We start from the raw sequence: 19,814 nt of genomic DNA, 5'->3' as shown, positions 1-19,814 counted from the left end.
GAGGCGGCAAAACACTCAGATATTTAGGTTGGTCTCACTGAGGCGAATTTTCAAGGCAGCGCCAGTGCTGCTGCCAAATCGGTTTTGCAAGGCCTGAATGACTGAATTATACAGCTTTGCAGCTGGCTTATAAAACGCCGGCAATTTACCGCATGCAATGAACATGCCTGTTTTTACAGCCTTTTCGCGAGAATGAATCTTGTTTACAGATAATCCAATATTGAAACCATGAATAACGTAACTACACGCCGCCGCTGAGAGTACCATCACATTACTTTAACCTGGATACAGGAAAATCCTGTCCACTTCAGGGAACATGATGAGGCCCTGTGCTGTCTTCATGCACCTGTTTGGCGCAAACCCATCGGCTTTGGTGATGCATGGTGACGAACATGCCAGTCCGAGATTTTGTCAATCGCAGATGTCAGGTAAAATCACGTTTTTCAACGCTGGCTGGGCAGCCTACATGGAAGCTGCCACTGCGCCCGCATTCACTACCGCAAAAAGGTTTACTGATGGAGCTTACCCCTCTTAACGCACTTTCCCCCCTCGACGGCCGCTATCAATCCAAGCTCGATCCATTGCGCCCCTATTTCAGCGAATATGCGCTGATCCGCTTCCGCGCGCTCATTGAAGTCGAGTGGCTCAAGGCCCTCTCCGCAGAGGCTGAACTCAAGGAAATCGCGCCATTCAGTAAAGAAACCATCGCAGAGCTGGACAGGGTGATCGCGGCGTTTGGCGAGGTCGAAGCCGTGCAGGTCAAAGCCATCGAAGCCAGAACCAACCATGACGTGAAAGCGCTGGAATACTGGCTCAAGGAACATTTTGACGGTAACCACGAAATCCGTGAGGTAAGCGAGTTCATCCACTTTGCCTGTACCTCTGAAGACATCAATAACCTTTCGCACGCATTGATGCTGAAAAATGCACGTGACGAAGTTGTCGTACCGACCGTGGACAAAATCATTGCCCGACTCATCGAACTAGCCCACGAGCTGGCCGAAGTTCCCCTGCTGTCGCGCACCCACGGGCAAACTGCCTCGCCCACCACCCTGGGCAAGGAACTCGCCAACGTGGTACATCGCCTGCGCCGCCAGCGCGAGCAGCTTGCCCGCAACGAAATTCTCGGCAAGATCAATGGCGCAGTAGGCAACTTCAACGCCCACCTCTCCGCCTATCCCGAATTTGACTGGGAAAGCTTTGCAAGCAAGTTCGTGGAAAGCCTGGGCCTGACCTACAACCCCTACACCATCCAGATCGAGCCGCATGACTACATGGCCGAGCTCTACGATGCCGTCGCCCGCATCAACACCATCCTGATCGACCTGGACCGCGACATCTGGGGCTACATCTCCCAGGGCTACTTCAAGCAGAAGGTCAAGGAAGGCGAAGTCGGCTCTTCCACCATGCCGCACAAGGTCAACCCGATCGACTTCGAGAATTCCGAAGGCAACCTGGGCCTGGCCAATGCCGTGTTGCGTCACCTGGCTGAAAAGCTGCCGATCTCCCGCTGGCAGCGCGACCTAACGGATTCCACCGTGCTGCGCAATATGGGAGTTGCGCTCGGCTATGCCCTGCTTGGCTATGATTCCTGCCTCAAGGGCCTGGCCAAGCTTGAAGTCAACATCCAACGCCTGCAGGAAGACCTGGACAACAACTGGGAAGTGCTGGCCGAGCCTATCCAGACCGTGATGCGCCGCTATGGCGTGGCCAACCCTTATGAACAGCTCAAAGCACTTACACGCGGCAAGGGCGGCATCAACAAGGAATCCCTGCATGCCTTTATCCAGGGACTCAAGATTCCTGCAGAAGCCAAACAGAGCCTGCTGGAACTGACACCGGCCACTTACACAGGAAAAGCCAGCGCACTTGCAAAATCGATCTAGAGAACCTAATTCCCCAGGGTCTGTTGACGTTTTGTCCGCCCAGGTTCTCCTATCGGCAACCCAGGTCTTACGCGCAGCCGTGCTTGCGCTCATGACCTGGCTGCTGTTGATCAGCCAAACCAGCCATGCCGCAGAAACCCGCTACAGCGTCGAGATAGAGGCCCCATCCTCGGTCGACGACCTGCTCGAGGAACACCTGGAAATCATGCGCTGGCTCAAGAGCCCACGCATGACCACTGCGGAATGGCACCGGCTGGTGCAGGCCACCCCGCGCAATATTGAAGACCTGCTCGCCACTGAAGGCTATTTTTCCCCATCAATAGAACAAACCCTGGATAGCAGCACCGAAGGCAACATCATCAGGCGCCGCGCCAAGTTCAGCGTCAAGCCGGGCGACCCCGCCACCATTCAGGATATCGATATCCGCTTCAATGGCGACATCACAAGCCAGGCGAGCGGCGAGACACCAGACCCGGTAACCCTCACCGAAAACTGGTCGCTTAAGCAAGGCATGCGCTTCAGCCAGGATCGCTGGGCCAGTGCCAAGCGCGGCCTCTTGAGCGGCCTGATGCTGAACCGTTACCCCAACGCAAAAATCACCAGCAGCAAGGCGGAAATCGACGCGGCAAGCAACCAGGTGAAACTTCGGGTGGAAATCAACAGCGGCGCGCCATTCCGTTTCGGCGGCCTGGAAGTCAACGGATTGCAGCGCTACCCGCGCAGCCTGGTTGAGAACATCAACCCGATCAAGCCGGGCGAAACCTACAGCCAGACACGTCTGCTGTTCTTCCAGTCTGAATTGCAGGCCAGCGGGTATTTCAGCAATGTAGAAGTGACTTCGCGCACTGACAATGCTGACCCGGAAGCAGCACCCATCGTGGTCAACGTCACTGAGATGCAAGCTATGCAGATAGGCATAGGCGTAGGCGCCAGCACCAACACCGGCGCCCGCACTACGCTGACCTATCAGGACCTCAACCTGTTCAATCGCGGCTGGCGCTTCACCAACACTTTCAGGCTGGAACAAAAAGCCCAGTCCCTGAATTCATTGATCCGCCTGCCTACTGACCGCAACGGCTACCGCGACAGCCTCAATGCCGACCTGAACCGCATTGATATCGAAGGCCAGACCATTTCCACGTTCGGCACCGGGGTCAAGCGCTCCTGGGGTCCGCGCAGCTTCGAGCAAACCATAGGCGCAGGCTACCTGCTGGAGCACGTAGCCGTTGATGGCAGCGAGTCGCAGAACAACTATGCAGCCACAATTTCCTATGGCATCACCCTGCGCCGTACCGACAATGAACTTAACCCCACACGCGGCTATCTATTCAATGCCCAGTTCACCAGCGCCCCGCTCGACATCATGGCCAATGGCACATTCCTGCAAAGCTACGCCAAGGCGCAGGCTTATTACCCAATCACCCGGAGCACGCAACTGGTGACCCGGCTGGAAGGCGGTATTGTCAGCGGTGCTGACAGTGCGCCGGCCACTTATCTGTTCCGCGCGGGCGGCGACCAGTCCGTGCGCGGCTACGCCTACCAGAGCCTGGGCGTGCCTGATGGTGATGCCGTGATCGGCGGGCGTTACCTCGTCACCGGCAGCATTGAGGTCATCCAGTGGCTGACGGAATCATGGGGCGCTGCCGTGTTTGTCGATTTCGGTAATGCCGCCAACACCACCCGCGACCTCAAGCCGGTCTACGGCTACGGCCTGGGCGCGCGCTTTAAGAGCCCGGCCGGGCCGATAGGGGTGGATATCGCCCATGGTCAGGAAACCGGCGAATACAGGCTGCACTTCAACCTGGGGGTCACCTTCTGATGGCAAAGCGCGCGCTGTTGATCCTGCTGCTCTGGTTCCTGCCCTGCATTGCCCCGGCCTATGCGCTGATTCAGATCGATTCCAGCCTGCAAGACCTGCATTACGATGCCGGCAATATGGAAATCGATCTGTTGCAGTTCGACAGCTCACTCAGGCTGCTGCCCACGCGCGAAGGCCGCCTGCGCGTGGACAAGCTGCATGCGGAACGCCTGGTCATCACCATCAAGCAGGCCCCGGAAGAAGAAATGCCTGTCGAGCCTGCATCCGGCCTGCCAGACTTGCCGGATACCATCCAGGTACCCTTCCCCATAGAAGTGGAACAAGCCTCGATCGATGAAATCGAGATCGTCTCGGGCAACAGCCGCCAGGTCTTGCGCCATGTCACCCTCAACATGACGGCGGACAGCAAGGCCATCCGCCTGCAACTGGCGCGTGCCGAAACGCCCTGGGGCAACATCACGGCCGATATCTTGCTGCAGAACAGCAAGCCATTCCCGCTTGCCGGCAACATCCATGTGCAGCAGGCGCAAGGCAATATGCCTTACGACCTCAATACCGTCCTTTCCGGCGACCTGCAAGCCCTGCGCTTCGAGATGCGCAACCTGTTTGCCATGCAGGACGGCCTGCCTGCCCTGGTGCCAACAGATAGCCCATTGCCCGCAGCAGGCAGGCTGGACATCCAGGGCGAATTGGGACTCGAAGGCGATCTGCCGCTCAACATCAGCATCAGCCTGCGCGACCTGGACCCCAAGGCCTTGGGGCAGGCAGAGGATGCCAAACTGAGTTTCGATTTAGGTCTAAACGGCAAACTGATGCCGACAGCCGACCTCAACCTGGCATTCGACAGCCTGGACAGCCAATGGCGCGGCCAGCCGTTACAGGCCAAGGCCAGCCTGCACCTGCTCGACAACCTGCTGGAAAGCATACAGATCGATGCCACGCTCGGCACCAACCGTATCACCGCAAGCGGCAGCCTTGGACGCGCCGATAGCAACTTGGCTTGGCAAGCCAAGCTGCCAACGCTCAACACTTTCGGCTCCGCATTCGCGGGCAATGCCGAAGCCAGCGGCACCATTGCAGGCCAGTTGGACGACCTACGCGCACAGTTCCAGCTGCTGGCGGAAAACCTGCGCCTGCCCGGCAACCTCAGCGCCCGCAAAGTCAGCGGCAACGGCAACCTGCACACCATGGGCGATCTCAACGCAGAGCTTAATACCGAGGGATTGCGCATCAACCAAGGCAGCTTCATCGATGGAAAACTATCCTTGAGCGGCAACCGCGCACAGCATGCGCTCAGGCTGCAGGCCAGCGGCACTGGGCTCAAGCTGCAATCCACGCTATCTGGTGGATTCGACGCCGCTGGCGGCTGGTCAGGCGCCTTGCAGGAATTAAGCTACCAGGCAGGCGCGCCCATCACCCTGCAAGCTCCCGCCCCCATCAGTTACGACAGTATCAACGGACTATCGGTGGAAACCCTGGCATTGCAGTTCAAGCAGGGCCGCATTACCCTGGATAGCCTGCGCCAAGGCCCGCAAGGCCTATTCACACACGGCCGCATAGAGCAACTGGCCTTGCAGGACATTCCTCCCCTGCTGTTTACGCTGCCTGCAAACCTCAAGGGCAACCCGGTATTTTCAGGCCAATGGGATATCCGCGCCGAAGATACGCTCAATGGCACATTCACCCTCCAGCGCGAATCCGGCGACCTTGCCGTAGTACGCGAGGGAGAAGCGGACCAGCCGCTAGGGCTCAGCGAAATCAAGCTGCAAGCGACCATACGCGAGAACCAGGTAGACCTGGCTGCCACCATTCACGGCAATAAGCTGGGCAATATTGAAGCGCATGCCAGCACCAGGCTTACAGGCGAGGCAGGCAGCTTCAGCCTGGCAGGTGATGCACCATTGCAAGCCAGGCTCACTGCCGACATCGGCAGCCTTTCCTGGCTGCCAACACCGGATATCCAGGCCGATGGGCGCCTCAATATCGCGATCAACGCCAGCGGCAGCGTGGGCCAGCCCGTGTTCGACGGCCATATCCGCGGCCGCGACCTCGCCGTGGCCCTGCCTGCTGAAGGCGTCAAGCTCACCAACGGCCAACTCGACGCCAGCCTTGCGGGCGACAGGCTCACGTTGGATACCCTGCGATTCACCGGCGGCAAGGGCAGCATCAGCGCCAGCGGCGGCATACGCCTTGCAGCAGGCAAACCGGCAATGACAATCGACTGGGTGCTGGACAACTTCACCGCTGCCGAACGCACCGACCGTCTGCTGGTATTGAACGGCACCGCAAAAACCGCCTTGCAGGACAACCAGCTCATGGTTGACGGCGACTTGCGCGTCGTCCGCGGACTGATTGAGCTTGCAGGCGAAGGCGCCCCGCAACTGGGTGACGATGTGGTCGTGGTCGGGCGTGAACGCGACGAGGAGGAAAGCCCGCTGCAATTCACGATCGGCCGCCTCAGGATCAACCTGGGTGATGAAGTCATCGGCATTGTCGACCCCGGCAAGCAATTCCTGCTCAGAGGCTTCGGTCTGGATGGCTACCTCACCGGCATCCTCACCTTGTCCGGAACCGTACCCAACAGCCTGCGCGCGGAAGGCTCCATCGTAGTAGGCGGCACCTATATGGCATATGGGCAACTACTTAACATTACCAAAGGCATCGTCAACTTCAGCGGTCCCGTCGATAATCCTGGCCTTAACATCATCGCCATGCGCCAAAACCAGACAGTGCAGGCCGGCGTGGAAATTACCGGCAACGTGCAAATGCCTACCGTCAAGCTGGTTTCAAACCCCAGTGTGCCCGATAGCGAAAAACTCTCCTGGCTGGTGCTAGGCCACGGCCTCGACCAGGCAGGCAAGAACGAGTTTGCCATGCTCTCGCTCGCCGCCGGCGTCCTGCTCTCCCAAGGGCAATCCGTGCCATTGCAAACCAGGATGGCCCGCGCGGCAGGCCTGGACAGCTTCAGCATCGGCGGCAGCGACGTTGAAAGCTCCACCGTCAACTTCGGCAAGCGCCTCTCCTCCAAGCTCTACCTAAGCTACGAAAAAAGCCTGACCGGCCTGCTCAACGTCGCCAAACTCACCTATACCATCAGCCAGCGCTGGTCGGTGGTTTCGCAGGCGGGTTCGGAAAGCGCGGTTGATGTACTCTATACTTTCCGCTTTAAGTAATAAAAACTGGGAGAAAGTTAGCATGAGCATGCATCACACAGAAACCAGTAATCCACGCTTGGCAGTCCTGATTGATGCGGACAACACATTCAGAGTCATCAATGTCATCGATGCCCTGTTAGAGGAAATCTCAAAATTCGGTGACGCCAGTATTCGTCGTATCTATGGTGACTGGACTGAAACCAAAATGCAGCGCTGGAAGGAAATTCTGCCCAAGTACGCAATCCAACCTATCCAGCAATACGCCAATACAAGAGGAAAGAACTCAACGGATAGCGCTCTTATCATTGACGCCATGGATTTGCTGTATACCGCGCCACTAGATGGTTTCTGCATTGTATCTAGCGATAGCGACTTTACCAGACTAGCCACACGATTACGCGAGTCTGGCAAGCAAGTTTATGGTTTTGGCGAGGAAAAAACACCTGATTCATTGATCGCGGCATGCAATAAATTCATCTATATCGAAATTCTTTCCGAAGAACAATTACTCAGCGCGAGCGAATCCACACCAGTGCTGACACCAGAAGCGCCTCCAAGCTCAGAGATAAAGCCCAAGACCAGCACAACATCCGCGGTTCCGCAACCATCCACACCCGGTGTGCGCAAAAACAGTCGCGAACTTGCTATGGACGCACGCCTGATCGCCTTGATCCGTTCCGCGATCAGCGCATTGTCTGATGATGATGGCTATGCGCATATTGGTGAAACCAAAAAACACATGATCAAGAACTTTCCAGCCTTTGATTCCCGCAATTATGGCTACAGCAAGTTCAGTGAGCTTATCAAGGCCACCGGGCTATTCGAAATTGATAAAGCTAAGCAACGGATCAAGGATAAACGCAAAAAATGATCAACATCCTCGTCCTCTACTACTCCCAAGGCGGTTCCGTCCGCGAAATGGCCAAGCTGATCGCGCGCAGCATTGCTTCCGTTGAAGGCGCACAGCCCAGGTTGCGCACGGTGCCCAAGGTATCGGCCAACCACGAAGCCACCGAACCAGATATCCCAGAAAGTGGCGACCCCTATGTTGAATTATCCGACCTGCAGGAATGTGCAGGATTGGCATTGGGCAGCCCTGCCCGTTTTGGCAATATGGCAGCTCCCATGAAGTATTTTCTGGATGGCACGACCAGCCTCTGGCTACAGGGCGCATTGATCAACAAGCCGGCGGCGGTGTTCACTTCCACAGGCTCCATGCATGGCGGGCAGGAAGCCACCTTGCTCACCATGATGCTGCCTTTGCTCCATCACGGCATGATACTGGTCGGCCTGCCCTATTCCGAACCCGAACTTGCCAGCACCAGCACCGGCGGCACGCCTTATGGTGCAAGCCATGTCGCCGGCACCATGGACGACAGGCCTATCAGCCAGGAAGAAAAGGCGCTGTGCATCGCCCTGGGGAAACGTCTAGCCGAAACAGCGATCAAGCTCAGGGATGACCACTGAAACCAGCAGCCAGTTTTTTTGTTTCATTGTTGCGAAAGAGGTGTGAAAAGCGCTTCATGACTCGGTTATAATAAAAAAATGCGTATTCTTCTTTCCAATGACGACGGCTATTTTGCTCCCGGTCTCAATATCCTGGCCCAGCACCTGTCAAAAGTTGCAGATATCGTCGTCGTCGCGCCTGAGCGTGACCGCAGCGGTGCAAGCAACTCTTTGACGCTTGACCGCCCACTATCAGTACATCAGGCCAGCAACGGTTTTTATTACGTCAATGGCACGCCTACCGACTGTGTCCACCTTGCAGTCACCGGCCTGCTGGATCAGTTGCCGGACATGGTGATTTCCGGCATCAATGATGGCGCCAACATGGGCGACGATACCATCTATTCTGGTACCGTCGCTGCCGCTACTGAAGGCTTCCTGCTTGGCGTCCCTTCATTTGCAGTGTCCATGTCGCGCCATGGTGTGCAACACTTCGAAACCGCTGCAAAATTCATGGTAAGCCTGGTCGAGCGTTACAAGAAAGACCGCTTTCCGCCTCCTGTGCTGCTGAATATCAATGTGCCGGATGTGCCGTTTGAGGAGATACAAGGTACGGAAGTCACGCGCTTGGGCAAACGCCACAAGGCAGAGCCTGTCATCAAGTCCGTTACGCCGCGCGGACAGACTGTGTATTGGATCGGCGCAGCGGGCAGCGCCCAGGATGCCGGGGATGGCACGGACTTTCATGCCGTGAGCCAGAACCGCATCTCCATCACCCCATTACAAATCGACCTCACGCAATATGCTCAACGTGAACAGGTCAAGAACTGGCTTGCGCTTTAAAGCATGAGCAGCACTGCATTACGCGGCATCGGCATGACTTCCCAGCGTACGCGCGAGCGCATGGTGGGACGCCTTCATGAGCAAGGCATCAAGGATGAGATCACCCTGGCGGCACTGGGCTCGATCGCCCGCCATATCTTTGTGGATGAAGCCTTGTCATCACGCGCCTACGAAGATTCATCGCTACCAATAGGCTTTGGCCAAACCATTTCCCAGCCATATATCGTCGCGCGCATGACTGAAATCCTGCGCAATGGAAAGCCACTGGAAAAAGTGCTGGAAATCGGCACTGGCTGCGGCTACCAGACTGCAGTGCTTTCCAAGGTTGCCAAGGAAGTTTATTCAGTCGAACGCATCCGCCCCTTGCTCATGAAGGCTCGGGGCCATTTGCGCGAACTTCGTCTCGCCAACATCAAGCTCAAGCATGCCGACGGCACCATGGGGCTGCCGGAAATGGCACCTTTTGATGGCATTATTGTCACAGCGGCTGCGCGCCATATTCCGCAAGAACTGCTGGAGCAACTGGCAGTTGGCGGACGCATGGTGATCCCGGTGGGCACCGATGAACAAACCCTGTACCTGATCGAGCATATCAAGACAACATCAGGCTCTGAATACAGACAAAGTAAACTGGAAGCGGTCAAATTTGTGCCGCTGCTAGGTGGAACCAGCTAATGTATTTGACGAAGCAAATCAAGAAATCCTGGCTTATCAGCCTCTTACTGATCGGATGCAGCACAACCGAACATGCGCCGGTGATAGATCGGGCGCCGGCTGCCAAGCCGCCTGTCGTCACGCAAAGCAGCCAGGACGGCAGCAACACCCACATTGTGAAAAAAGGCGATACCCTTTACAGCATCGGTCTGGAACACGGATTTGATTACAAGGAAATCGCCCAGCTCAACAATATTGCCGCTCCAGCCTACACCATCCATGTCGGCCAGCAATTGAAACTTCCCTCCCGCGTAGTTGAGCCAACAACAGCGGGTGCAAGCCCTATTCCAGGCCAACCGGCGAGCATCGCTGATGGCGATGTCGTTGTCACACCGCTTAACCTGGACGGCAGCGCACCTGCAGATGCAGCAGGGCAGCCTGCTGCTGCAACGCCATCCCCAGGCCAGCCCCTCTTGGTGGTTGAGCCCAAAGCCTTGCGCCAGCCTTACAGCGAAGCTGCCCTGAACACTCCCGTGCCTGCACCGCAACCACAGGTAGCAGCAGCGACGACACCCGCGGCTGCAGCCCCACCCGCCGCCTCTCCGGCCACGTCCGAACAGACCGCCACAGCCTCATCTGCCACAAGCAACATCGATGGTATCCAATGGGCCTGGCCAACCAATGGCAAAGTCATTGCAGGGTTTAATGATTCAGCCAGCACCAAGGGCCTGGATATTGGCGGCACCATGGGCCAGCCAATCCATGCCGCCGCGCCCGGCAAGGTTATTTACAGCGGGGCAGACCTGCGCGGCTACGGCAAACTTGTGATCATCAAACATGACAACACCTATTTGTCGGTTTACGCCCACAACAGCAATATCCTGGTAAAAGAAGGCCAGCAAGTGACCCGCGGGCAGAAAATTGCGGAAATGGGCAACACAGATAGCGACAAGGTCAAACTGCATTTCGAGATACGCCGCCAGGGCAAATCGGTAGACCCGGCGAAATACCTGCCTGGAACCCCAGGCTAGCCACTCAGGCTTAAGGAGTCGAGATCGTGAGCAGGCAACCCGGCAAGCCCGAGCAAAAACCCGACTCCCTACTGGCCACCCTTCTGGCAATTTCACGCCTCGGCCTGATGCTACTTGGCATCATCGGCATCGCAGTACACCTGTTCAGCGATGAAGGCTGGATAGAAAAAGGGTTTGCAAAGCTTTTCTCCTCAACGGCTACCTTGCTGGCATTGCCGGTCATCATCCTGCTGCTTTACCTGGCAAACCGCTGGCTCACGGCGCCAAGGCGTGGCGAGGTCAGCAAACGCGGCGATATTCCGCTTTATCTCATGATGGGCCTGGGTGCGTTTTTTCTATTCCGTCTGTTGAGTACCGGTTCTTTCTGATATCCGGGTTGAGTACTGACCTCTTTCAAACCGGGTATTACTGAAAAAGAACAGCAGCGCCCCGCAGAGCATCAGCAATCAGCCAATACTCCCTGAGGAGCGCTGGTGGGGTATGACTAGACTATCTACCTGCAGAACGCAGGTACGAAAGCTGTGAATTAGCTTAAGTCTCGGGTTTATCCTTGTTATCCTGCTCATCCCGGCTAGCACCATACTCGCCTGCCTCTGCAGCCAATTGCTTGACTTTTTCTCCAGCTGCGCTGGCAAGTACTTTGCCGCCAGCAATGGCTTTGGTGCTGGCTTCCTTCACCTTGGCACCTGCCTGGCCCAGCAATGCATTGAGCCGCTCGCCGTCAGCATCGCTGGAAAAGCTATTGATCGAACCGGCATCGATTACCTGCTCCGAACCGACAAACTCCAGATAAGGCGCAACCTTGAAGCCCAGGGTGCCGGCATAGAAGACATGAGGAATAGAGCTGCGCTTGATATTGTAATGCTTGACCGCTTGGTTATATTTCTGACGCGCAGTCTCCAGCTCGGCCTCACTGCCCTGGATGCTATCGATCAAGCGCTGGTATTGCTGATCGGCCTTCAACTCGGGAAAACGCTGGGCGATACCATTGGCGGCTGCAAGGATAGTATTGGATTGCTGGTATATCTGCGCCACCTGGCTTGCGGAGTTAAGATCATCGGAAATTTTCAGCATGACCAGCTTTTCCGACTCCTGATATCCCTTGACCACATCAATCAACTGGTTGACTAGAGAAGCCTGCTTCTTGCCCACCACGCCGATGTTGGACCATGCTTCCCTGATTACCTCAGATAATGCACGCAGGCTGTTGTAACCGAAAAAAGCAATGATGGCGATGACTACGCCAATGAAAACGACGAACTGGAACAAGCCTATGATGAAATCAATGATAACGCCCATGATGAGTAAACTCCCCTAAAGTAAGCTGATGAATATTTAAGTCTTATTCGGCAATACTTTACTGCAATTTCATCGAAACATGAACCAGCGACCAATACTGGCAAGCAAGCCATCAGGTTTATTTGCTAGCGGCCTGCTCGGCGTAGTATTGCCTGATCTGCGTCATATCATAAGCCCTTGCCCATTCAATGATCTTGTCCAGCGCCGGGGCGCCAATTTCACCCACTTGGGCATGGACGCCTGCCTGCTCGCGTATCACCAGGATGCCAGGAATCTTGCTCACCTCGAAATATTCGCCGATTTCCGGGTCATCTTCGGTATTCACCATGCCGAACACGATATCCGGGTTTTTCTCGGCAGCAGCCTCAAAAATCGGGGTAAATGCCACACAGGGCTGACACCATGGTGCCCAGAAATCGACGATGACAAAATCGTGGCTTTCTATGGTTTGCTTGAAATTGGCTTTATTCAGCTGCAAGACTGACATGATTAAATCCCACTAATTGATGGAATTTTTCATTATAACAGACCTGTCTATCCAGTTTAATCAAACAGCCGGCTTGCCCCAGGCGCTGTCAAAGAACAGTTCACCCAGTTCACGGCGCGTACGTGCAGCAAGTTCGCGTTCCTTGACTTCACCTTGCAAGGTTGTTGGATCAGCGGCATAGCCAACCGCAATCAGCGCAATGATTTGGATTTGCTCTGGCACGGCAAACGCGGCACGCAGCTTGTCGCCATCAAAACCTGCCATCTGATGCGCTTGCAGGCCCAGTGCAGTTGCCTGCAGGCAGAGGTTTTCTGCAGCAGCGCCCGCATCATAGGCTGCGAATGGATTGGGCTTGCCGTTGTGGTGGAACTTGGTGTCTGCTGCAATCAGGACCAGGAGTGGAGAGTCCTTAACCCATCCCTGGTTGAACTCCACCAGCGTGTCAAAAGCCTTTTGCCAGGCCGCAGCATCCTTGTTCTTGTCCCAGACAATGAAACGCCAAGGCTGGTCGCCGTAGCAGGATGGCGCCCAACGGGCAGCTTCGAGCAAGGCGATGGTCTGCTCCTGCGTCACAGGCTTGCTGGCATCATAGGCACGGCCACTCCAGCGCTGGGCAATGGTGTTATCGATAGGCACGCTGGTTATTGCTGGTTTTGACATGTTGTTATCCTTGTAAGATTGGGTAATCGGTATAGCCTTTGGCGTCACCGCCATAAAACGTCGCTTGATCAGGCGTATTCAAGGGCGCATCTGCGCGGAAACGCTCCACGAGGTCAGGGTTGGCAATATAAAGCGCTCCATAGGCAATAGCATCGGCATGGCCGGACGCGATCGCAGCATTGCCCTTGGCCTTGTCATAGCCAAGGTTGGCAATATAGCCGCCCTTGAAATGCTGGCGCAAGGCAGCAAAATCGAACGGCGGTGTGTCTCCCCCGCCCATGCCGCCTTCAACGACGTGAAGATAGGCTAGGCCGAATGGGCTGAGGCTGTCTGCAACATGATTGAACAATGCCTGCGGGTTGGAATCGGTGATGTCATTGAACGGATTGAGCGGCGAAATACGCAAACCGACACGGCCGGCGCCCGCCACCTCGACGACGGCCTTGGTGACTTCCAGCAACAGGCGCGTGCGGTTCTCGATGCTGCCGCCATATTCGTCATTGCGGTGGTTGGTGCCATCGCGCAGGAACTGGTCAAGCAAATAGCCATTGGCCGCATGGATCTCGACACCGTCAAAGCCTGCCTCCAGCGCATTGCGTGTTGCACGGACATAGTCTGCCACGATCCCGGGCAATTCCTCGATCGCCAGCGCACGCGGCGTGACAAAGTCCTGCAGGCCTTCGTAAGTGAATGCCTGGCCTGCCGGCTTGATGGCAGAAGGCGCCACTGGCAAGGCATTGCCAGGCTGCAAGGATGGATGGGAAATGCGGCCCACATGCCAGAGCTGCAATACGATCTTGCCGCCCTTGCCTTGCACGGCCTGGGTCACCAGCTTCCAGCCCTCCACCTGCTCGGGGTCATGTATGCCCGGAGTGGCGGGATAGCCATGGCCCGTGGCTGAAATCGGCGTTGCCTCGGTAATGATCAAGCCAGCGGAAGCACGCTGGGCATAATACTCGGCATTGATGGGTTGCGGCACATTGCCCTTGCCGGCGCGGTTGCGGGTTAAAGGAGCCATCACAATGCGGTTCTTCAATGCAATACTGCCCAATGTGGTTGGACTGAATAAATCGGCAGACATTAAAACCTCCTCAAGAGATGAATAGCAAAACGCCGCACTTGCATGGCAAGTGGGCGTTTGCAGAAGTCACTATGACAGGCTTGACTTTACTTCTTGATGCCTTCGATCAGCAAGGTTACCTCGATATCATCACCAACAGGCGCGCCAGGCTTGGCAGCCCAGGTATAGCCGAAATCGGATGCCTTGATAATGGTCTTGGCTTCGATACCGGTACGGAGGTTACCCTTGGGATCCTTGCCGAACCCAAGCACGGCGAATGGGAAAGTCACTTCCTTGGTGACGCCATGGATGGTGAGCTTGCCAGTCACATTGCCCTGGCTGGCAGAAGTTGGCTCAACCTTGGTACTGACGAAGAGGATCTCTCCGAACTTGCCTGCATTGAGGAAATCTTCTGTCTTGATATGTTCATCACGCTTCGGGTGACTGGTGTTCACGCTCAGCACATTAATCTTGGCATCGACCGTGGATTTGGCCAGGTCGTCCTTGTCGAGCACCAGCGTGCCTGTCACATCGCTGAATGTGCCGGATGTTTTGGAAACCACATGGCGGATTGCGAAGTTGGCAAAGCTGTGTGTGTTATCGATGGAGTAGGTTTCGGGCGCAGCAAATACAGCACTGCTTGCTGCAAACAGGCCAGCGACAATACCCAGTTTGGTGATAGAACGTTTCATTGCATTTCCTCTCTGCTTATAAAAATTTAATGTTTGGTAGGTAAGGTCTGTTAACAGAATGACCAAACTTCTATCCTCATGCCTTGCTCCGCACCAAAAACGGTTCCGGCGCAACCACGAAAATAACGTCAACAGGCTCTAGCCATGTATCTTTTTGGCAATATTTGCCACACGCTCACCCAAATGTTCCGCCGTGAGCAGGTCACTTTGCAATGGCGCAACGTCTGGCCCCTGGTCGCTATTGGCTTGTGCCAATCCACCAAGAAAACCACCCAGACGGTTCAGGTCATTGACTGAACCTGTACTGCTATTGTTCCCTGGCAGCAGATCATTGCCTACCCAGATCATGCCATGCTGGGCCGCAAAGATCGTCAGTTGCACCAGGGTATTGAGCTTGTCCCCGCTCTGGCTCGCCGAAACTGTAAACCCGGCTGCAACCTTATCCTTCCAACCACGGTTATACCAGATGCTGGAGCTCGCATCCATGAATGCCTTGAACTGGGCAGAAGCTGAACCCATGTAGGTCGGGCTGCCAAAAATAATCGCATCCGCGGCATTGAGCGCATCCCAGTTCTGCTGGGCTTCTTCAGAATTGAATAACTTGACTTCAGCACCCGCTACCTTTTCTGCACCGCGTGCAACCGCTTTTGCCTGAACCTCAGTGTGACCATAGCCACTGTGATAAACCACTACAACCTTTGTCATGATATTTCCTCTAAACAAACAAAATTAATGGGATCGATGCGCTGGCAAGTCAAACAACAAAATTTCCGCCTCTTCACCTGCCGTTATTTCAATACGTTGCTGGGCATCTACCTTTGCTGCATCTCCTGCTTCGAGCAACAGCTCATCCAGCGTGACACTTCCACGTGCTATCTGGATATACACGCTGCGCCCTGACCGCATGTCATAACTGACCTGCTGGTTTTCAGTCAGCACTGTTGCATACAAGGCAACATCCTGATGAATATGCAACGAGCCTTCTTCACCATTGCGCGAAGCGATCAGGCACCAGTGGTCGCGCTTTTGCGAGGCAGCAAAGTGTTTTTCCTCATATCCAGGGGCTATCCCATCTTGTTCAGGCAACAGCCAAATCTGCAAGAGATGTGCCATAGAATAATGAGAAGCATTAAATTCACTATGCACGATACCTGTACCCGCGCTCATGCGCTGCACATCGCCGGCACGAATCACCGAACCATTGCCCAGGCTGTCCTCATGGCGCAACTCTCCCTTGAGCATATAGGTAATGATTTCCATGTCACGGTGTGGATGCATGCCAAACCCCATGGCCGGCGCAATGACATCTTCATTGATCACCCGCAATACGGAATAATGCATGTGTTCCGGGTCGTAATATCCGGAAAAGGAGAATGAGTGATAGCTGTCCAGCCAGCCACGATTGGCATGGCCGCGGTCCTGGGCTTTACGCAATCTGATCATGGTGTGCCTTTCGTAACCTTCAATATTCTTGAATGATAAAAAGCATGGTAGATAATACCCTGCAGTATGAATAGCAAAGAATTTTGTATATATTGTTCAAAAATTATGAACATGTAGCGACAACCCGCGAGAACACTGCATGCAAACCACCCTTCGACCGCCTGCCCTATCCGGCCCGCAGTATCTATTGCAGGGAATCAAGCTGGTATTGAGCCCCGGATTGCGCTTGTTCGTGCTGTTGCCACTCCTGGCCAACCTCATCCTCTTTGTTGCCATGGTGTATTACACCGTGCAGCAATTCGACTATTGGCTTACCCGTCTGCTGGCAACCCTGCCAGGCTGGCTGGAATTCCTTTCTTACCTGCTCTGGCCATTGTTTGTCGTGTTGCTGGTACTCATCATATTTTTTACATTCACTCTGTTTGCCAACGTGATTGCAGCCCCGTTCAATGGCCTGCTGGCGGAAAAAGCCGAGATCATGATCCGCGGCCAGGATGATTTTCCTGCCTTCAGCCTCCAGGAATTGCTGGCGATAGTGCCGCGCACCCTGGGGCGTGAACTGCGCAAACTGATGTACTTCCTGCCCCGTGCGGCAGGCCTGCTGGTGTTATCGCTGGTTCCCGGCCTCAACCTTATTGCGCCGCCATTATGGCTGCTGTTCGGGGTGTGGATGATGTGCGTGCAATACCTGGACTATCCGGCAGACAACCACAAGCTTGGCTGGCAGGACATGCTCAACTGGTTGCGGCAAAAACGCTGGCAAAGCCTGGGCTTTGGCACCAGCGTCTATTTTGCATTGTGGATCCCCGGACTCAACGTACTGATGATGCCCGCTGCCATAGCAGGTGCAACCTTATTCTGGGTACATGAGCGGGACACTGCGCCGGAAGTATCTCCATGAGTATCAAGCTTTCAATCGAGGCGTTGGAAGTACTAGATGCGATTGACCGCGAGGGCAGTTTTTCCGCAGCAGCCGAAAGCCTCTATCGCGTGCCTTCTGCGATTACCTACACTATACGCACGCTCGAAGACAACCTCGGTATCAAGCTGTTCGACCGCAGCGGCCACAAGGCCAGGCTGACCGAAGCTGGGCATGAACTGCTGCGTGAAGGCCGGCATCTCCTCAAAGCCGCCGGCGAACTGGAATGCCGAGTGCGCCGTGTTGCTACCGGCGTGGAAACCGACATCAGCATTGCCATCAGCGACATCCTGAGGCTTGAACCGCTTTATGAGATTCTGGAACGCTTCTACGCCCAGTCATTCGGCACCCGTGTGCGGCTGTTGCGTGAAGTCTATGGCGGCAGCTGGGATGCCTTGATCAGCAATCGCGCGGACATTTCCATCGGCGCACCGGGAGAAGGCCCGCCTGGCGGCGGCTACACCTCGCGCTTGCTTGGCACAGTGGAATTCGTGTTTGCCGTGTCGCCCAGCCATCCGCTAGCCCAAGTGCCTGAGCCACTGTCGAATTACGACATCCAGCAACACCGCTCCGTCTCGGCGGCCGACAGTTCGCGCAACCTGCCGCCCAAGACCTCCGGCATCCTCGACGGGCAAGATATACTCTCCGTGCCCGATATCCCGAGCAAGGCACTCGCGCAAATCAAGGGGCTGGGCGTGGGCTATCTGCCACGCAAACTGGCCGAATACCATGCTGCACGCGGAGAACTGCTGATCCGCCAAGTAGCAGAGCCCAAGCCCGAAGTCATCGGCTACATCGCCTGGCGCAGCAATGGCGGCAAGGCACAGCAATGGCTGCTGCAGGAACTGCAAAAAATCGATATGCAGGCATTCCTGCCGGAATAAAAGACCAAGCAAGCAGACATGCCATTGCACCGAAATTTGGTATATTGGGCACTGAGCGGTGCACTAGTTTAAAAATCCAAAAAGAGTGCCGTTGAATAACAACAAACAAGGGGAACATTAACCGACCATGGCACAAAACCACTTTCCACGCGAATTCAACGTCATCAACCGCTATACCATACGCGCCATGCTCTGGCTCAATGGTTTCGCGCACATTACCATCGGTCTCGCACTTGCCGTTTCAGTGGTCATGTTCACCTGGCTGTTCTTCATTGATGTACGCGAGGCTTTTGCTGCCAACAACCTTGTGCATGGCTTCCTTAATGCCTTGGGCACCCTGATGCTGTTGTGGTCGATTTCGGCATTGATCTCTGCCGAAATCCGCTATCTCATGGGCGCCAAGCTTGAGGTGGAAACCTTTATCGAGGTCGCAATGGTGCTGGTGTTGCGCAAGCTCATCATCATGCCGGTGCAGGAAGTCACGCCCGACCCGATGGAAGTGGTTTTATGGGTGGGCGCTGCCCTCATGCTCGGGCTGACATTTGTACTAGTACGCTGGGGCCAGAAGCAACAAGTCGATTAAATCGCAGAAACTCAAGGAAACAACATGCAGGCCCAGATCCAGGCCATCATCCACAACAGCAGCCGCATCATCCTCGGCAAGGAGCCGCAGATCAAGCTAGCACTTGCCACCATACTGGCACGCGGCCATCTCTTGATCGAAGACCTGCCCGGCATGGGCAAGACCACGCTTTCCTACACCCTGGCGCAAGTGCTCGGCCTGCAATTCAACCGCGTGCAGTTCACAAGCGACCTGCTGCCCGGCGACATTCTCGGTGTCTCGGTTTACGACCGCAACGAAGCCGCCTTTAAGTTCCATCCCGGCCCGGTCTTCACCCAGGTATTGCTGGCCGACGAGGTGAACCGCGCCACGCCCAAGACGCAAAGCGCCTTGCTGGAAGTCATGGAGGAAGGCCAGGTCACCCTCGAAGGCGAGACGCGCCCGCTGCCCAAACCCTTCTTCGTAATAGCCACGCAGAATCCCGCTCATCATATCGGCACATTTGCCTTGCCGGAATCGCAGCTTGACCGCTTTCTCATGTGCATCAGGCTGGGCTATCCCGATACGCGGGCCGAGCGTTCACTACTACAGAACAATGGCGGCCGCCATGGGTCGAACATTCCCGAGCAAGCCATCGACGCCAAGGGGCTGACCGCCTTGCAGCAGGCGGTGGATAACATACATCTGTCCGATGCCCTGCTCGACTACCTGCAAGCCTTGCTGCAATACAGTCGCAGCTCCAGCCACTTTACCGCCGGACTATCGCCGCGCGCCGGGTTGGCACTACGGCAATGCGCCCAGGCATGGGCATTGATGCATGGCCGCGACTTTGCCATCCCCGAGGATATCCAGGCTGTCCTGCCCGGCGTCGCCGGCCACCGCCTGCAACCCGTTTCCGGCAGTGCTGTCAGCGATGCTGCCCAACACTTGCTGAATGCCGTCGCCATCCCCTGACAGAAGAAGCTGGCGCGTCA

General features: G+C 55.7%; 21 protein-coding genes. 13 read left to right on the top strand and 8 right to left on the bottom strand.

All coding sequences use genetic code 11. From position 1 onward, the window contains the following. Positions 1-15 precede the first annotated feature (15 nt). The gene (locus LG198_RS01725) at positions 16-267 is read right to left on the bottom strand and encodes a hypothetical protein (protein ID WP_230341446.1); all 252 of its coding nucleotides are present in this window, start codon (positions 265-267) and stop codon (positions 16-18) included. 248 nt (positions 268-515) lie between these two features. Here LG198_RS01725 and purB point away from each other — a divergent pair, with 248 nt between their 5' ends. From purB to LG198_RS01680, 9 genes are all read left to right on the top strand, one after another. Beyond that, positions 516-1,886 carry an adenylosuccinate lyase gene (gene purB / locus LG198_RS01720; RefSeq protein ID WP_230341445.1) on the top strand — a complete coding sequence of 457 codons (1,371 nt, stop codon included), beginning with the start codon at positions 516-518 and terminating at the stop codon, positions 1,884-1,886. 91 nt (positions 1,887-1,977) lie between these two features. Then, complete coding sequence (locus LG198_RS01715; RefSeq protein ID WP_230341444.1) at positions 1,978-3,705, top strand: autotransporter assembly complex protein TamA; 1,728 nt, start codon at positions 1,978-1,980, stop codon at positions 3,703-3,705. Then, on the top strand, positions 3,705-6,878 hold the full coding sequence (locus LG198_RS01710; RefSeq protein ID WP_230341443.1) for a translocation/assembly module TamB domain-containing protein: 3,174 nt from the start codon (positions 3,705-3,707) through the stop codon (positions 6,876-6,878). The genes LG198_RS01715 and LG198_RS01710 overlap by 1 nt, the downstream gene beginning before the upstream one ends. Before the next feature lie 28 nt (positions 6,879-6,906). Continuing rightward, a complete protein-coding gene (locus LG198_RS01705) occupies positions 6,907-7,731 on the top strand; it encodes an NYN domain-containing protein (RefSeq protein ID WP_230342041.1) in 825 nt (274 codons plus the stop codon). Then, on the top strand, positions 7,728-8,327 hold the full coding sequence (wrbA, locus tag LG198_RS01700; protein WP_230341442.1) for an NAD(P)H:quinone oxidoreductase: 600 nt from the start codon (positions 7,728-7,730) through the stop codon (positions 8,325-8,327). The genes LG198_RS01705 and wrbA overlap by 4 nt, the downstream gene beginning before the upstream one ends. Before the next feature lie 78 nt (positions 8,328-8,405). Continuing rightward, entirely contained in the window at positions 8,406-9,149 is a 744-nt protein-coding gene (gene surE, locus LG198_RS01695; protein WP_230341441.1) for a 5'/3'-nucleotidase SurE, read from the top strand. 3 nt (positions 9,150-9,152) lie between these two features. Continuing rightward, positions 9,153-9,824: a protein-L-isoaspartate(D-aspartate) O-methyltransferase gene (locus LG198_RS01690; RefSeq protein ID WP_230341440.1), complete on the top strand. Its 672-nt coding sequence runs from the start codon at positions 9,153-9,155 to the stop codon at positions 9,822-9,824. Next, entirely contained in the window at positions 9,824-10,834 is a 1,011-nt protein-coding gene (locus LG198_RS01685) for a peptidoglycan DD-metalloendopeptidase family protein (protein WP_230341439.1), read from the top strand. Before LG198_RS01690 ends, LG198_RS01685 begins: the two co-directional genes overlap by 1 nt. 26 nt (positions 10,835-10,860) lie before the next feature. After that, complete coding sequence (locus LG198_RS01680; protein ID WP_230341438.1) at positions 10,861-11,202, top strand: hypothetical protein; 342 nt, start codon at positions 10,861-10,863, stop codon at positions 11,200-11,202. Positions 11,203-11,365: 163 nt separating this feature from the next. Here the strand turns inward: LG198_RS01680 and LG198_RS01675 are convergent, their stop codons facing one another. From LG198_RS01675 to LG198_RS01645, 7 genes are all read right to left on the bottom strand, one after another. Further along, positions 11,366-12,133, bottom strand: coding sequence for a LemA family protein (locus LG198_RS01675; protein WP_230341437.1), 768 nt, complete (start codon positions 12,131-12,133; stop codon positions 11,366-11,368). 118 nt (positions 12,134-12,251) lie between these two features. After that, the gene (locus tag LG198_RS01670) at positions 12,252-12,620 is read right to left on the bottom strand and encodes a thioredoxin family protein (RefSeq protein WP_230341436.1); all 369 of its coding nucleotides are present in this window, start codon (positions 12,618-12,620) and stop codon (positions 12,252-12,254) included. A gap of 60 nt (positions 12,621-12,680) precedes the next feature. Then, complete coding sequence (locus LG198_RS01665; RefSeq protein WP_230341435.1) at positions 12,681-13,280, bottom strand: nitroreductase family protein; 600 nt, start codon at positions 13,278-13,280, stop codon at positions 12,681-12,683. A 4-nt stretch (positions 13,281-13,284) separates the two neighbouring features. Then, entirely contained in the window at positions 13,285-14,361 is a 1,077-nt protein-coding gene (locus LG198_RS01660; RefSeq protein WP_230341434.1) for an alkene reductase, read from the bottom strand. Between the two features lie 86 nt (positions 14,362-14,447). Further along, positions 14,448-15,032 (bottom strand): YceI family protein, encoded by a 585-nt coding sequence (locus tag LG198_RS01655; RefSeq protein ID WP_230341433.1) that lies wholly within the window; start codon positions 15,030-15,032, stop codon positions 14,448-14,450. Positions 15,033-15,170: 138 nt separating this feature from the next. After that, the gene (locus LG198_RS01650; protein ID WP_230341432.1) at positions 15,171-15,737 is read right to left on the bottom strand and encodes a flavodoxin family protein; all 567 of its coding nucleotides are present in this window, start codon (positions 15,735-15,737) and stop codon (positions 15,171-15,173) included. A gap of 24 nt (positions 15,738-15,761) precedes the next feature. Beyond that, positions 15,762-16,475: a pirin family protein gene (locus LG198_RS01645; protein WP_230341431.1), complete on the bottom strand. Its 714-nt coding sequence runs from the start codon at positions 16,473-16,475 to the stop codon at positions 15,762-15,764. A gap of 139 nt (positions 16,476-16,614) precedes the next feature. On the opposite strand from LG198_RS01645, the gene cysZ reads away from it, so the two are divergent. The 4 genes from cysZ (at position 16,615) to LG198_RS01625 (ending at position 19,794) form a co-directional block, all read left to right on the top strand. Beyond that, the gene (gene cysZ, locus LG198_RS01640) at positions 16,615-17,376 is read left to right on the top strand and encodes a sulfate transporter CysZ (RefSeq protein WP_230341430.1); all 762 of its coding nucleotides are present in this window, start codon (positions 16,615-16,617) and stop codon (positions 17,374-17,376) included. After that, entirely contained in the window at positions 17,373-18,278 is a 906-nt protein-coding gene (locus tag LG198_RS01635; RefSeq protein ID WP_230341429.1) for a LysR family transcriptional regulator, read from the top strand. The genes cysZ and LG198_RS01635 overlap by 4 nt, the downstream gene beginning before the upstream one ends. 127 nt (positions 18,279-18,405) lie before the next feature. After that, positions 18,406-18,861, top strand: coding sequence for a phosphate-starvation-inducible PsiE family protein (locus tag LG198_RS01630; RefSeq protein ID WP_230341428.1), 456 nt, complete (start codon positions 18,406-18,408; stop codon positions 18,859-18,861). A gap of 24 nt (positions 18,862-18,885) precedes the next feature. Then, positions 18,886-19,794, top strand: coding sequence for an AAA family ATPase (locus tag LG198_RS01625; RefSeq protein ID WP_230341427.1), 909 nt, complete (start codon positions 18,886-18,888; stop codon positions 19,792-19,794). Positions 19,795-19,814 lie beyond the last annotated feature (20 nt).

The organism is Methylobacillus arboreus (assembly GCF_020532725.1).
GTDB lineage: Bacteria > Pseudomonadota > Gammaproteobacteria > Burkholderiales > Methylophilaceae > Methylobacillus > Methylobacillus arboreus.
This window is presented reverse-complemented; position numbering and strand designations above follow the sequence as displayed.

What these genes read in the sequence shown, in the direction of transcription:
- LG198_RS01630 (WP_230341428.1), top strand. Translation starts at nt 18,406, where the DNA reads ATGGCACAAAACCACTTTCCACGCGAATTCAACGTCATCAACCGCTAT.
- wrbA (WP_230341442.1), top strand. Translation starts at nt 7,728, where the DNA reads ATGATCAACATCCTCGTCCTCTACTACTCCCAAGGCGGTTCCGTCCGC.
- LG198_RS01635 (WP_230341429.1), top strand. Translation starts at nt 17,373, where the DNA reads ATGAGTATCAAGCTTTCAATCGAGGCGTTGGAAGTACTAGATGCGATT.
- LG198_RS01655 (WP_230341433.1), bottom strand. Translation starts at nt 15,032, where the DNA reads ATGAAACGTTCTATCACCAAACTGGGTATTGTCGCTGGCCTGTTTGCA.
- LG198_RS01715 (WP_230341444.1), top strand. Translation starts at nt 1,978, where the DNA reads ATGACCTGGCTGCTGTTGATCAGCCAAACCAGCCATGCCGCAGAAACC.
- LG198_RS01670 (WP_230341436.1), bottom strand. Translation starts at nt 12,620, where the DNA reads ATGTCAGTCTTGCAGCTGAATAAAGCCAATTTCAAGCAAACCATAGAA.
- LG198_RS01710 (WP_230341443.1), top strand. Translation starts at nt 3,705, where the DNA reads ATGGCAAAGCGCGCGCTGTTGATCCTGCTGCTCTGGTTCCTGCCCTGC.
- LG198_RS01705 (WP_230342041.1), top strand. Translation starts at nt 6,907, where the DNA reads ATGCATCACACAGAAACCAGTAATCCACGCTTGGCAGTCCTGATTGAT.
- LG198_RS01645 (WP_230341431.1), bottom strand. Translation starts at nt 16,475, where the DNA reads ATGATCAGATTGCGTAAAGCCCAGGACCGCGGCCATGCCAATCGTGGC.
- purB (WP_230341445.1), top strand. Translation starts at nt 516, where the DNA reads ATGGAGCTTACCCCTCTTAACGCACTTTCCCCCCTCGACGGCCGCTAT.
- LG198_RS01665 (WP_230341435.1), bottom strand. Translation starts at nt 13,280, where the DNA reads ATGTCAAAACCAGCAATAACCAGCGTGCCTATCGATAACACCATTGCC.
- LG198_RS01660 (WP_230341434.1), bottom strand. Translation starts at nt 14,361, where the DNA reads ATGTCTGCCGATTTATTCAGTCCAACCACATTGGGCAGTATTGCATTG.
- LG198_RS01625 (WP_230341427.1), top strand. Translation starts at nt 18,886, where the DNA reads ATGCAGGCCCAGATCCAGGCCATCATCCACAACAGCAGCCGCATCATC.
- LG198_RS01725 (WP_230341446.1), bottom strand. Translation starts at nt 267, where the DNA reads ATGGTACTCTCAGCGGCGGCGTGTAGTTACGTTATTCATGGTTTCAAT.
- surE (WP_230341441.1), top strand. Translation starts at nt 8,406, where the DNA reads ATGCGTATTCTTCTTTCCAATGACGACGGCTATTTTGCTCCCGGTCTC.
- LG198_RS01650 (WP_230341432.1), bottom strand. Translation starts at nt 15,737, where the DNA reads ATGACAAAGGTTGTAGTGGTTTATCACAGTGGCTATGGTCACACTGAG.
- LG198_RS01690 (WP_230341440.1), top strand. Translation starts at nt 9,153, where the DNA reads ATGAGCAGCACTGCATTACGCGGCATCGGCATGACTTCCCAGCGTACG.
- LG198_RS01675 (WP_230341437.1), bottom strand. Translation starts at nt 12,133, where the DNA reads ATGGGCGTTATCATTGATTTCATCATAGGCTTGTTCCAGTTCGTCGTT.
- LG198_RS01685 (WP_230341439.1), top strand. Translation starts at nt 9,824, where the DNA reads ATGTATTTGACGAAGCAAATCAAGAAATCCTGGCTTATCAGCCTCTTA.
- cysZ (WP_230341430.1), top strand. Translation starts at nt 16,615, where the DNA reads ATGCAAACCACCCTTCGACCGCCTGCCCTATCCGGCCCGCAGTATCTA.